This window comes from Bacillus sp. JK62 (assembly GCF_053663455.1).
The window spans coordinates 473,466-486,817 of the sequence record NZ_JBSJQA010000006.1 but is presented as its reverse complement, the minus strand read 5'-3'; the positions used below and the strand labels follow the sequence as shown (position 1 = coordinate 486,817).

Below are 13,352 nucleotides of genomic sequence, written 5' to 3'. Positions count from 1 at the left end.
GGAAACATGTCTACAAAAGCTGACAATCGTCACTTGTACCTAAAAGTGATTGAGCGAATCAAAGAGGATATACAAAACGGAATTTACACCGAAAAGGAAAAGCTTCCTTCTGAATTTGAGCTTTCAAAATCTATGGGTGTCAGCCGGGCAACTCTGCGTGAAGCTTTGCGTATCCTTGAAGAGGAGCATGTGATTATCAGAAGGCACGGTGTGGGCACTTTCGTCCATACAAAACCGCTGTTTCTTTCAGGTATTGAACAGCTCAACAGCGTGACGAAAATGATTCAGCAGGCGAACATGGTGCCGGGTACGATTTTTTTGTCGTCTCAGGTCATCACGCCGTCTGATGAAGATATCGCTAGATTCCGGCTTGAGCCTGAGCAGGAGCTTTTTTATTTGGAACGCGTGAGAACGGCAAGCGGCACTCCGGTCGTTTACTGTTTAGATACGATTCCGATGCACATTCTGCCGAATTCTTTCTGTCATGAACAGGAATCTATTTTTGATCTTTTGGAAAAAAACTCCGGGTCTGTGATCAGCTATGCCGTTGCTGATATCGAACCGATCGGATATCACGATACGATTTCACCGGTTTTGGAATGCGAGCCGGAGACGGCGCTTTTATTGCTGAAGCAAACCCACTATAATCAGAATGATGAACCTGTGCTGTATTCATTAAATTATTTCCGGGCTGATAAGTTCAGTTTTCATGTTGTAAGAAAACGTTTTTAAGACAGACGCGTCATGTGTCTGTTTTTTTATTTGCCGCTTCAATACATACTTTGTTTTCCGCAAGGCACAATAAAACAGGAAACAACCAAGTATAGTGAATGGGTGAATAAGTTGAGTAAGAAGAAAAATGGAACAAAAAATATCATTGCTCTGGCTTCTGTACCGCTCGTGATGACACTCGGGAATTCCATGCTGATTCCTGTGCTTCCGATGATTGAAAAGAAGCTGTCCATATCGTCTTTTCAAGTATCGTTAATTATAACGGTCTATTCGATTGTGGCGATTATTTGTATTCCGATTGCCGGATATTTGTCCGATAAATTCGGAAGAAAAAAGGTTCTTCTGCCTTGTCTTCTCATAGCCGGTGCGGGCGGAGCGCTTGCCGCGATAGCTTCCACCGCGTTCAAGCATCCTTATCCCATTATTTTGGCGGGACGGGTGCTGCAAGGAATCGGTTCGGCAGGGGCGGCTCCTGTAGTGATGCCGTTTATCGGTGATTTATTCAAAGGGGATGATGAGCGGATTACCGCGGGGCTCGGCGACATTGAGACGTCAAACACGGCCGGGAAAGTATTAAGCCCGATTCTCGGATCGCTCTTGGCTGCATGGTTTTGGTTTATGCCGTTTTGGTTCATTCCGTTTTTTTCGCTCATCAGTTTTTTTCTCGTATTGTTTTTGGTGGCAAAGCCGGAGAAACAAAAAGAAGCGCCTTCTATTTCCGAATTTGTGAAAAATGTCGGCCGCATATTTAAGCGTGACGGACGCTGGCTCTTTACGGTATTTATCATCGGCTGCGTGATTATGTTTTTGCTGTTCGGGGTTCTTTTTTATTTATCAGACTCACTGGAGAAGAAATACGGAATTGACGGTGTGGCTAAAGGAGCGCTTTTGGCAATCCCGCTTTTATTTCTATCCGTCAGTTCATATATATCAGGCAGAAAAATCGGGAAAGACCAAGGCAAAATGAAGTTTTGCATTGTTTTCGGAATGAGTGCCGTGACACTGTCGTTTATCGGCCTATGGTGGAATCACAGTTTTTATTTATTATTTATCTTTTTGTGTGTCAGCGGTATCGGTATCGGAATAGCATTACCGGCATTAGACGCTGTCATCACAGAAGGCGTAGACAACGAGGAATCGGGAACCATCACCTCATTTTATAACAGCATGCGGTTTATCGGAGTAGCGGCGGGACCGCCGATCTTTGCTGCCCTGATGTCAAATGCAGGCTGGCTGATTTTTATTTTATCCGCTTTTTGCGGCATTGTGTCTGTATTTTTAGCGCTGTTAAATATCTCATCACAAGAAAAAGAAAAAAAGGAATCATTAAAGACGGTGTAATCTGCACTGTCTTTTTTTATTTTATTTTGAAGATTGACATGATACCGTCAAGTCGTTATCCTTTTTAATAGTTAAACATTTTAACTATTGGAAGGAGGGGGAAAAGGTGCATGAAGAAAAAGTAAAGCAGCTGATTCAGCGTTATTCCGATGTATACCTGCACGTCTTAAAAAAAATTGACAGCATTATCGCTGAAAAAGTGAACAAAGAGCTGACATTGGATCAATATTACATACTCCGCTATATTATGCTCAATCCGGATTGCAAATCAATTGAACTGGCCGCGGTGTGCCACGTCAACAAAAGCGCCATTACATCGATGACGAACCGCCTGTATGAAAAAGGCTACATCAATAGAGAACGCAGCCAAAGCGACCGCCGGAGCATACTTTTAAATGTCACGGAAAAGGGGACGGAAGTATTTCACCGTGTGGAGCGGCGGATTGAGGAACTCGTCCGTTCATATATTATGTATTTTGATGAAGACGAGGCGGAGATGTTCGTTAATACATATGAAAAATTATATCGATTGATGATGACAGAGGAGGATCAGCAGACATAATGAAAAACATTATCCGAGCCCGCTGGATCATCGCCGCGTTATGGATCGCCGCAACGGTGATATTTATGCTTACAGCGCCTGATATGGCTGAATTGACACGGGAGAAAGGGCAGATTTCCGTACCGGACGGATATTCCTCTTCTTATGCCCATGAATTGCTTGATGAAATGTCTGATTCAGATGCACCGTCTTCTTCTGCCGTCATCGTATTTCACGAAAAAGGCTTAATGACAGACAAAAAAGATCGTCTGGAAGAAGCCGTCAGCACTTTGTCTGAACAGAAAAAAGCGCTTCAGATTAAAACGGTGACTTCATACTTCGGGGAGAAAAATGACGACATCAAAAAACAGCTGCTGTCAAAAGACAGACAAACGATGCTCGTTCAGCTGCAGCTTGATACATCCAAAAACGATATCCTCGAAATAAAAAATAAAATTGATAAAGAGCTGAAACCGTACGGCGTATCATACAGCATTACAGGCCAGTCGCTGATCGACGAAGATGTGTTAAAAAGCTCACAGGACGGCTTGAAAAAGACTGAATATATAACGGTCGCTTTTATCCTGATCGTGCTGATCCTTGTATTCCGGTCAGTGGTCGCTCCGTTTGTGCCGCTTTTATCTGTATTGATATCTTATTTAGTCAGCCAGTCGATTGTCGCATTTTTAGTCGGCCAGCTGAATTTTCCGCTCTCAACTTTTACGCAGATTTTCATGGTTGCGATTATGTTCGGAATCGGTACAGACTACTGCATTCTGCTTCTCAGCAGATTTAAAGAAGAACTGTCGCATGGCGCTGATATAAGAGAAGCGATCGTCGTCACCTACAAAACGGCCGGAAAGACGGTTTTGTACAGCGGCGGTGCGGTGCTGATCGGATTTGCCTGCATCGGATTTGCGACATTTAAGCTGTATCAGTCGGCAGCCGCCGTTGCGGTCGGTGTCGCGGTGTTGCTGCTTGCGCTCATGACGATCGTGCCGTTTTTTATGGCTGTTTTAGGAAAAAGACTGTTTTGGCCTGTTAAGGGCGATATTTCCCATCCTCAAAGCAAAGCATGGGAAACGGCAGGGCGGTTTTCATTTAAAAGGCCGCTCATCAGTCTTGCAATCGTTGCGGTATTCACCGTCCCGCCTATCCTTCTTTACAAAGGATCGCTATCTTACAACAGCCTTGACGAAATCGGGGACAAATATGAATCCGTCCGCGCGTTTAATACGATTTCAGGCGCATTCGGCCCGGGAGAACTTCTTCCGGCCACAGTCGTCATCAAAAATGATGAGCCATTAAATACCGAAAAACACCTGATTGATATCGAAAAAATCAGCAGAGAACTTGAAAAAACAGAGGGTGTAAAAACGGTCAGAAGCGCCACGCGCCCTGCCGGAAACGGATTGAATCAATTATTTGTCACAAATCAGGCAAAGCAGCTTCAAGAAGGGCTTGATAAAGGCAATACAGGACTTGAAAAAATCACGGACGGATTAGGGCATGCCGCAAAGTCGTTAGCTGATTCACAGCCGCAGATCGAAGAGTCGGGGAAAAGCGTCAATCAGCTTATTAACGGAACATTGTCTCTGAAATCCGGGCTTTCTGATATAGGAGAAAACCTGAATAAACTGCAGGCTGGCGTGAATGAGAATAAAGCCGGCGTCGCCCAGATGAGAAATCAGATTGAAGAGCAAAAACAAATGCTGACTTCACAGCTCAAACAAAACAGCGGTCTCGCTTCAGAAACGCAAAACGCTTTAAAATTGGTAAAAACCGTCCTGCCGATGAAAGATGAAGCCAGCAGACAGCTTGCCGATTTGAACAAGCAGCTTGCCCGGCTGCCGTTTGCAAAATTGGAAGCGTCAATACCGTCAGTCAAAACCGATCCCTCTTACAAAGAAATCAAATCGGCCTTTACGGGTGTACAGTCAGCCGTTTCCAAGGCAAACGCGGATGCAGAAGCGTTTTCTAAACAGGTCGACAGTCAAAAGGATCATCTGCAGCAAGCGGAAAAACAATTTGCCCGGCTGGCAGCCGCACAGAAGAAGATTGACACTCAAATTAACGCAATGATCAATGGACTGACCAGTATTGAAAACGGTCTGCAGCAAGTGTCAGACGGACAGGGGGCTCTTGCAGGACAAATGCCGCGCCTTGAATCGGCGGCAGGACAGCTCGCGGAGGGTCAGAAAAAAATGAAGAGCGGTCTCGGTGATTTTTCTTCCCGGCTCAGCGATCTTTCTTCAGGCCTTAACGATAGTGTAAAAGGGCTTAAGAAAGTATCAAGCGGCATGATGGGGGCGAATGATTACCTGGGTGAGCTTCACAAGGCGTCAGATAAAGAAATGACAGGCTGGTTTGTGCCGAAAGACGCGTTGACAAACAGTGATTTCACAAGCGTGTTTAATACGTACATGTCAGATGACAGAAAAACGACAGAATTGACCGTCGTTCTTGATAACAATCCTTACTCAAATACGGCCATTCAAGATATTCAAGCGATCAAAGCGAGCGTAAAAAGAGCCATTCCGAACACGGATCTGAAGAATGCCTCTTTCGGCGTTTCGGGAGTCTCCAGCATGAATGCCGATCTGAAAGAAGTATCGGATTCAGACTTCAAACGGACGGCAATGTTTATGCTGGCGGGAATTTTTCTGATTCTCATCATGATGCTGCGCTCTCTCATTATGCCTGTTTATTTAGTGGCGTCGCTCGTACTGACGTATTTCGCATCCATCGGCGTGACGGAATACATCTTTACACACTTCTTCGGGTATCCGGGCGTAAACTGGGCCGTACCGTTCTTCGGCTTTGTTATTTTGATGGCTCTTGGTGTGGATTATTCCATCTTTTTAATGGACCGCTTTAATGAGCTGAAAAAAGAAGGAACGGGGCCCGCAATGATCAGCAGTATGAAAAATATGGGTTCCGTCATCATTTCTGCGGCGATTATTTTAGCGGGAACCTTTGCGGCCATGCTGCCGTCAGGCGTTCTTTCCTTATTACAGATTGCAACCGTGGTATTAACTGGCCTTCTCATGTACGCAATTGTCGTCCTTCCGTTTTTTGTACCGGTCATGGTGAAAATATTCGGAAGAGCCAACTGGTGGCCTTTCAATTTGAAAAAATAACGTACAATGCCTCTGCCTGTTTTCGGGCAGAGGTTTTTTGTTTCCTTATAAATCCTCCAGTTGATATAATTACATCTGCGCACTCTTTTTTGCGAATGCTGAAATTTGGTCATAATACATACTATTAAAGAATGAACGAAGGAGGTTTCACATGACTTATGTAAATGAAATGAAGTCAAAGCACGGCGGGATCACCGCCCATATCGTAAAGACTGAGAAATTTAAAACCGTTTCGCTGACGTTTAAAATGCTGGCTCCTTTAACGAAAGAGCTTGTAACAAAAAGGGCGCTGTTTCCGCATGTGCTTCTGCGCGGAACAGAAAGCCGCCCGAAAACCGCTGATCTGCGTTCTTATTTTGATGAGCTGTACGGCACATCCGTTTCAGCTGATCTGACAAAAAAGGGAGAACGTCATGTCATTACGTTCAGACTTGAGATTCCTAACGAAAAGTATCTGAAGGACCGCACACCGTTATTGGAAAAAGGCCTTCAGCTTTTATCAGAGCTTGTCTTTTCGCCCGCTTTGGAAAACGGCGCCTTCCTGCCCCTTTATGTCACGCAGGAAAAACGGACGCTGAAACAGCGGATTCAAGCCGTATATGATGATAAGATGAGATATTCTAATCTGCGTCTCGTTCAGGAAATGTGCAAAAGCGAACCGTATGCCCTTCACGTCAACGGCGAGTTCGATGATGTTGAACACATTACACCGCAAGATTTGTATGAAGCCTATCAAAAAGCCATACGCGAAGATCAGCTGGACCTGTATGTCATCGGCGATGTTGATTCAGATCAGGTGAAAACGGCCGTTGATACGTATTTTAAAACGGAAGAACGGGAGCTGCAGCCTTTTGAAAGAAGCGCGGCGAATGAACAGCCCGATCCGAAGGAAGTCATTGATGAAGAGGACGTCAAGCAGGGCAAGCTGAATATCGGATTCCGGACCAATACGACATACACAGATCCGGATTATCCGGCATTGCAGGTGTTTAACGGGCTGTTCGGGGGGTTCTCTCATTCAAAGCTGTTTATAAATGTCCGTGAAAAAGCGAGCCTCGCCTATTATGCAGCCTCAAGGGTGGAAAGCTTCAAAGGGCTTTTGATGGTCATGTCGGGCATTGAGGTGAAAAATTATAAGCAGGCCGTCACCATAATCGAAGAACAATTTCAGGCTATGCAAAACGGTGACTTTTCAGAGGACGATATCGCCCAAACGAAAGCCGTTATTAAAAACCAAGTGTTAGAAACGATTGATACGGCATACGGCTTAGCGGAATTTCTGTATCAGCAGGCTTCAGCCCAAGTGGAGATACCGATCGAAACTTTCCTCGACAATATCGAGAAAGTGACAAAAGAGGACATTATCAATGTCGGAAAGAACATTAAGCTGGATACGACTTATTTCTTAAAAGGGACGGGGGGAGCATCTTGACTAAACCGATAAACTTCGAACAGCTTCAGGAAACGCTGTATCATGAAAAAATGGCAAACGGCCTTGATGTCTATGTGCTGCCGAAACAGGGTTTTAATAAAACATACGCCGTGTTTACGACAAAGTACGGTTCCATTGACAATCAATTCGTTCCTTTAAATAAGGAAGAAATGGTACACGTCCCTGACGGAATCGCGCATTTTCTGGAGCATAAACTGTTTGAAAAAGCGGACGGCGACGTGTTTCAGGACTTCAGTAAGCAGGGGGCGTCGGCAAATGCCTTTACATCATTTACACGAACCGCTTATCTGTTCTCCAGCACTTCTAATGTAGAGAAAAACCTGGAAACACTCGTGGATTTTGTTCAGGACCCGTATTTCACGGAAAAATCAGTTGAAAAAGAAAAAGGCATCATCGGCCAGGAAATCAATATGTATGATGATAATCCGGATTGGCGGCTGTTTTTCGGCCTTATCGAAAATATGTATAAAGACCACCCCGTGAAAATTGACATTGCCGGAACGGTGGAGAGCATCTCTCATATTACGAAAGATCTGCTGTATGAGTGCTACGAAACGTTTTATCACCCGAGCAATATGCTGCTCTTTATCGTCGGTCCCGCAGATCCTGAAGCGGTCATCAGCCAGGTGCGGAAAAACCAGGAGAAAAAGCCGTTTACAGACCAGCCTGAAATCAAACGTAAAGAGGTTCAGGAGCAGGAAGCGGTTTTCCGCCGGGAGCAGGAATTAAAAATGAACGTGCAAGGCTCAAAATGTCTTGTCGGTTTAAAGGCGAAAGACCCTTATAAAACGGGGCGGGAGCTGTTGAAGCACGAGCTCAGCATGAACCTCATGCTTGAATGTCTCTTCGGAAAAAGCTCACCGCATTACGGCAACTTGTACGATAAAGGCTACATTGATGAAACCTTCAGCTTTGATTACACGGCTGAATACGGATTCGGTTTTGCCTCTGTCGGAGGAGATACACCGGAGCCGGATAAGCTCGCTGACGAATTAAAACAGATGCTGCTTGATGCAGAATCAGCCGTGACTGCGGAAAAACTTGACCTTGCGAGAAAAAAGAAAATCGGGTCATTTTTAAAAGCGCTCAATTCACCTGAATATATTGCCAACCAATTCACACGCTACGCCTTTTTAGATATGAGTCTGTTTGATGTCGTAACCGTACTGGAGCAGATCACCCTGGAAGACGTAAAGCGGGTCATTAAAGAAGAAATGTCAGAAGACAGGCTGACAGTCTGCAAAGTCGTGCCAAAATCATAACAAAACATCCCTCACGCCCTGAGGGATGTTTTTCTGGGGAAAGAAGGAGTATTGATTGATGAAACAGACAGCGCTCGTAACCGGAGCAAGCGGCGGAATCGGACAAAGTATAAGTGAAGTCCTCGCAAAAAACGGATATGACGTCCTTTTGCATTATCATTCTAATAAGGAAGCCGCACACAGGCTTGCGGAAAGGCTGAGCGCATCATTCGGCGTAAAAGCCTCCGTTATACAGGCTGATCTGTCCTCACCGGATGGCGCGGAGACACTCAGCCGTTCCGTTAAGCATCCTGTGGATGCTCTGATATTAAACAGCGGCAAAAGTCATTTCGGCCTGATTACGGACGTTACGGATGACACGGCGCGGGAGATGGTGCAGCTGCATGTGACGAGTCCGTTTCTTTTGGCGCGTAATCTGGTGCCCGGCATGATCCGGAAAAAAAGCGGGGGCATTGTCGCGATCGGTTCCGTCTGGGGAGAAACAGGCGCATCGTGCGAGGTATTATACAGCATGGTCAAAGGAGCGCAGCATTCGTTCGTCAAAGCGCTTGCCAAAGAGCTCGCTCCGAGCGGCGTCCGCGTGAATGCAGTCTCGCCGGGTGCCGTTGATACAAATATGCTTGATCAGTTCACGTCTGATGAAAAAGAAGCGTTGGCAGAGGAAATTCCCGCGGGCCGGCTGGCGAAGCCGGAGGAAATCGCCGAAGCGGCGGCCTTTTTATTATCGGACAAGGCTTCCTATATTACGGGGCATATATTATCCGTAAACGGCGGCTGGCACTGCTGAAAAAAATGTGTGTATAGTTTGCATCTGCACGGACAAAATAATTTTGTAACAACAGATGAAATGGAGGAACCCAACATGTCAGTATTAGAAAACTGGGATAATTGGAAGAATTTCCTTGGCGACAGATTGAACTATGCGCAGGAAAAAGGGATGAGTGATGAAACGATCACTGACCTCGCTACAGAAATCGGCGGTTACCTTGCGAACGAAGTCGACTCGAAAAACCATCAGGAAAAAGTGCTTGCTGATCTTTGGAGCGTTGCTTCTGAAGATGAACAGCGCGCCATCGCAAATATGATGGTGAAGCTTGTTGAAAATAACAGCACTCATTAAGAGGGGGGATTTCTCCTCTCTTTTTTTATGTTTTCCTCTATAGAGCAACATTCTTCTTTCTAATTAGAGAAAAATGTTTTATGATAAAGGAAGGTAAAAATTTGCCACAATGGAGGGGGTATATCATTTGGCAAAGCTCGAATGGTATTTTGAATATGAAATTCAAGTGAACCGCCCCGGCCTGCTCGGGGATATTTCATCTCTTCTCGGGATGCTGTCAATTAATATTGTCACAATTAACGGTGTCGACCTTTCCAGAAGGGGAATGCTGCTCAGATGCCGGCATATAGATCAAATTAAACGATTGGAATCAATTTTAAAAACAATGGAGACCATTAAAGTAACGAAGCTGAGAGAACCGAGGCTTCGCGACCGTCTCGCAGTCCGTCACGGAAGATACATTCAGCGTGATGCCGATGACAAAAAAACCTTCCGTTTTGAAAGGGACGAGCTCGGTCTTCTGGTTGACTTTATGGCCGAGCTGTTTAAAAAAGAAGGGCACAAACTGATCGGAATCCGAGGAATGCCGAGGGTCGGAAAAACGGAGTCCATCGTTGCGTCAAGCGTTTGTGCCAGCAAAAGATGGCTTTTCGTATCATCAACGCTGCTAAAACAAACGATCCGGAGCCAGCTGGTTGCCGATGAATACAGCACGGAAAACGTGTTTATCCTCGACGGCATCGTTTCGACAAGACGGGGATCTGAGCGCCATCTTCAGCTCGTCAGTGAAATTATGCGGCTTCCGGCGACAAAGGTCGTGGAGCACCCCGATATTTTTGTTCAAAATTCGGAGTATACGCTCGATGATTTCGATTATATTATCGAACTCAGAAATGATCCTGACGAAGTCATTACATATGAACATGCAGAAGAACCGCAAATGTTTGATCAGACCGGTTTTTCAAGCTTTGATTTTTAATATTGGAAGGTGTTTGTTGTGACAGAATTAGCAATCCGGCTTAAAGAAGCCAGAGAGGAAAAAGGGATGTCATTGGATGAACTCCAGGCGGCGACGAAAATTCAGAAAAGATACTTAACCGCTCTGGAAGAAGGCAATTATGACGTCATTCCCGGCAATTTTTATGTGCGGGCGTTTATCAAGCAATACGCTGAAGCTGTCGGGCTTGATTCAGATCAGTTATTTGAAGAATATAAAAAAGACATCCCTAACACGTACCATGACGATGTGTCGGAAAAAATCTCCGGTCTCGCCATGCAAAGGGAGCTTCCTAAGTCCGCTTCAAAGGCGGCGGAATGGCTTCCGACCGTCCTTGTCGTCATCGGTGTCATTCTCGTCATCGCGATCATTTATGCGATTATTCAGTTCGGAATGAGCAAATCCGGGCAGACAGACGGAGATAAGGCCGTCACCCAAAGTGAGAGCAAGTATGAGATTCCTAAGGATTCTGCGCTGAAAAACGACGGCAATACAAACGACGAAGCGCAATCTGACAGCAAAAAAGACAAAAAGGACACAAAAGCGTCAGAGCAGAAAAAGAAAGAAAAAAGCAGCGATAAGACGGAGATCAAAGCGGCCGGAACGGAAGGCTCGGCTTCTTCATACAACGTCTCCGGGGCAGATAAGTATAAGCTTGAACTGATTGCTTCTGACAGCGCATGGATCCGCGTCCGGGATGACAGCGGCGGTTCTTTAAAAGAAGGAACGCTGCAAAAAGGCGAAACCTTTAAAAAAGACGTCACGGATCAAAAGCAGATTGAAATCCGCACGGGCTATGCCCCTAACCTGAAAATTAAAATCAACGGAGAGGTTCTGTCCTATGAACTCAATCCGCATGATGTGATGGCGCAGACCATCACAATCAAGATGAAAAAATAAAAGGGGAAAAGTCATCTGAACGATTAAGATGACTTTTTCTTCACGTCCGAGTACATATTATTGGAGGGGCTTTATGTTTAACTTACCGAATAAAATCACACTGGCAAGAATCGCTTTAATTCCTGTATTTATGATTATCATGCTTGTTCCTTTTCATTGGGGCAGCGTTCATATAGGGGATGAATCGATTCCGGTCGCGCATCTTACGGGAGCTGTTTTATTCATTATCGCATCAACGACTGACTGGGTGGATGGCTACTACGCCAGAAAACTGAACCTCGTGACAAACTTCGGGAAATTTTTAGATCCGCTGGCTGACAAACTGCTGGTGTCCGCGGCATTAATTACGCTTGTGCAATTTGACCTTGCGCCGGCGTGGATGGTCATCATCATCATCAGCCGCGAATTTGCCGTAACGGGATTAAGACTTGTGCTGGCGGGAACGGGGGAAGTTGTAGCCGCCAATATGCTGGGGAAAATTAAAACATGGGCCCAGATCATCGCTGTTGCCGCGCTTTTGCTGCATAATCTTCCGTTTGAGCTCGTTTCTTTCCCGTTCGGCGATATCGCTTTATGGGTGGCCGTGCTCTTCACAGTCATTTCCGGCTGGGATTATTTTGCGAAGAACTGGGATGCGTTAAAAACATCTAACTAAGGAAGAAGGACTTAAAGATGGAAATAGCAAAAAAAGCAGAAATCATTGCGGTCGGCTCGGAGCTTCTGCTCGGCCAGATCGCCAATACGAACGCGCAGTTTATCAGTAAAGAGCTGGCGGAAATCGGTGTAAACGTGTTTTACCATACCGCTGTCGGTGACAATCCGGAGCGGCTTAAGCAAGTCATCCGCATTGCCGAAGAGCGCTCAGACCTGATTATTTTTTCAGGCGGCCTCGGGCCGACCAAAGACGATTTAACGAAAGAAACCATTGCAAACACACTGGGGCGCCCGCTCGTTCTGAATGACGAAGCATTCCGGTCGATCGAAGAATATTTCGCGAAAACAAAACGGACCATGTCGCCGAATAACCGCAAACAGGCGCTCGTCATTGAGGGCTCGGACGTTTTGGCGAATCATTTCGGCATGGCGCCGGGAATGCTTGCAGAGCACGGCTCAAGGCTTTATATGCTGCTTCCCGGACCGCCGAGCGAGCTGCGTCCGATGTTTGAAAATGAAGCGAAGCCGCTGCTTCTTAAAAAGCTCGGTTCTAATGAGAAAATCGTTTCAACCGTGCTGCGGTTTTTCGGAATCGGTGAATCCCAGCTTGAAGCTGATTTAGAAGATATCATTGACGCGCAGACGAATCCGACGATTGCGCCGCTTGCTGCTGACGGCGAGGTCACGCTGCGTTTAACGGCGAAACATGCTGACGAAAAAGAAACAGAACGGCTTTTAAAAGAAACGGAAGCCGCCATTTTAGAACGTGTCGGTGAATTTTTCTACGGATATGATGATACGTCCCTGGTGAAGGAGCTTTCAAAAGCATGCAGACAAAACAAAATCACGATTTCTTCTGCCGAAAGCTTTACAGGCGGCCTGTTTTCAGAGTGGGTGACTGATTTAAGCGGTGCGTCTCAACTATTTGCAGGGGGCGTTGTCTGCTATTCCGACAGCGTGAAACAGCATGTGCTCGGCGTGAAAGCTGAGACGCTCGCAGAAAGCGGAGCGGTCAGCAAAGAGTGTGCGAAAGAGCTTGCAGCCGGTGTGAGAAAGCTGACCGGAAGCGATATCGGCATCAGCTTTACCGGGGTTGCGGGTCCCGACCCGCAGGAAGGGCATGCGGCGGGCCGCGTCTTTATCGGCATTTCAGCGGAAGGAAAAGAAGAGGTGCACGAATTTCACTTTGCCGGCTCAAGAACCGGAATCAGAAAGCGCGCCGCTAAATACGGCTGCCATCTCATTTTAAAAATGCTGGATCAAAAATAAAGT

At 46.0% G+C, this 13,352-nt stretch carries 12 protein-coding genes; all 12 read left to right on the top strand.

Annotated features, from left to right (window positions below; translation table 11 throughout):
* Positions 1 to 6: 6 nt before the first annotated feature.
* Positions 7 to 732 carry a GntR family transcriptional regulator gene (locus ACWJJ4_RS15680; RefSeq protein ID WP_015388224.1) on the top strand — a complete coding sequence of 242 codons (726 nt, stop codon included), beginning with the start codon at positions 7 to 9 and terminating at the stop codon, positions 730 to 732.
* Positions 733 to 843: 111 nt separating this feature from the next.
* Positions 844 to 2,073, top strand: coding sequence for an MFS transporter (locus ACWJJ4_RS15675; RefSeq protein ID WP_071391824.1), 1,230 nt, complete (start codon positions 844 to 846; stop codon positions 2,071 to 2,073).
* Between the two features lie 106 nt (positions 2,074 to 2,179).
* Positions 2,180 to 2,635 carry a MarR family winged helix-turn-helix transcriptional regulator gene (locus ACWJJ4_RS15670; protein WP_003154157.1) on the top strand — a complete coding sequence of 152 codons (456 nt, stop codon included), beginning with the start codon at positions 2,180 to 2,182 and terminating at the stop codon, positions 2,633 to 2,635.
* Entirely contained in the window at positions 2,635 to 5,754 is a 3,120-nt protein-coding gene (locus ACWJJ4_RS15665) for an MMPL family transporter (protein WP_173612754.1), read from the top strand. Before ACWJJ4_RS15670 ends, ACWJJ4_RS15665 begins: the two co-directional genes overlap by 1 nt.
* 151 nt (positions 5,755 to 5,905) lie before the next feature.
* A complete protein-coding gene (gene yfmF / locus ACWJJ4_RS15660) occupies positions 5,906 to 7,186 on the top strand; it encodes an EF-P 5-aminopentanol modification-associated protein YfmF (protein WP_014305019.1) in 1,281 nt (426 codons plus the stop codon).
* Positions 7,183 to 8,469 (top strand): EF-P 5-aminopentanol modification-associated protein YfmH, encoded by a 1,287-nt coding sequence (yfmH, locus tag ACWJJ4_RS15655; RefSeq protein WP_454021802.1) that lies wholly within the window; start codon positions 7,183 to 7,185, stop codon positions 8,467 to 8,469. The genes yfmF and yfmH overlap by 4 nt, the downstream gene beginning before the upstream one ends.
* Positions 8,470 to 8,527: 58 nt before the next feature.
* Positions 8,528 to 9,256 (top strand): elongation factor P 5-aminopentanone reductase, encoded by a 729-nt coding sequence (ymfI, locus tag ACWJJ4_RS15650; protein ID WP_454021801.1) that lies wholly within the window; start codon positions 8,528 to 8,530, stop codon positions 9,254 to 9,256.
* A gap of 75 nt (positions 9,257 to 9,331) precedes the next feature.
* Positions 9,332 to 9,589: a DUF3243 domain-containing protein gene (locus ACWJJ4_RS15645; protein ID WP_003154150.1), complete on the top strand. Its 258-nt coding sequence runs from the start codon at positions 9,332 to 9,334 to the stop codon at positions 9,587 to 9,589.
* Positions 9,590 to 9,716: 127 nt separating this feature from the next.
* On the top strand, positions 9,717 to 10,508 hold the full coding sequence (locus tag ACWJJ4_RS15640) for a DUF3388 domain-containing protein (protein WP_003154149.1): 792 nt from the start codon (positions 9,717 to 9,719) through the stop codon (positions 10,506 to 10,508).
* Between the two features lie 18 nt (positions 10,509 to 10,526).
* On the top strand, positions 10,527 to 11,426 hold the full coding sequence (locus ACWJJ4_RS15635; protein WP_070081839.1) for a helix-turn-helix domain-containing protein: 900 nt from the start codon (positions 10,527 to 10,529) through the stop codon (positions 11,424 to 11,426).
* Between the two features lie 73 nt (positions 11,427 to 11,499).
* On the top strand, positions 11,500 to 12,081 hold the full coding sequence (gene pgsA / locus ACWJJ4_RS15630) for a CDP-diacylglycerol--glycerol-3-phosphate 3-phosphatidyltransferase (RefSeq protein ID WP_003154147.1): 582 nt from the start codon (positions 11,500 to 11,502) through the stop codon (positions 12,079 to 12,081).
* 17 nt (positions 12,082 to 12,098) lie between these two features.
* Positions 12,099 to 13,349, top strand: a complete 1,251-nt coding sequence (locus tag ACWJJ4_RS15625; RefSeq protein WP_454021800.1) for a competence/damage-inducible protein A — start codon at positions 12,099 to 12,101, stop codon at positions 13,347 to 13,349.
* The last annotated feature ends 3 nt before the right edge of the window (positions 13,350 to 13,352 follow it).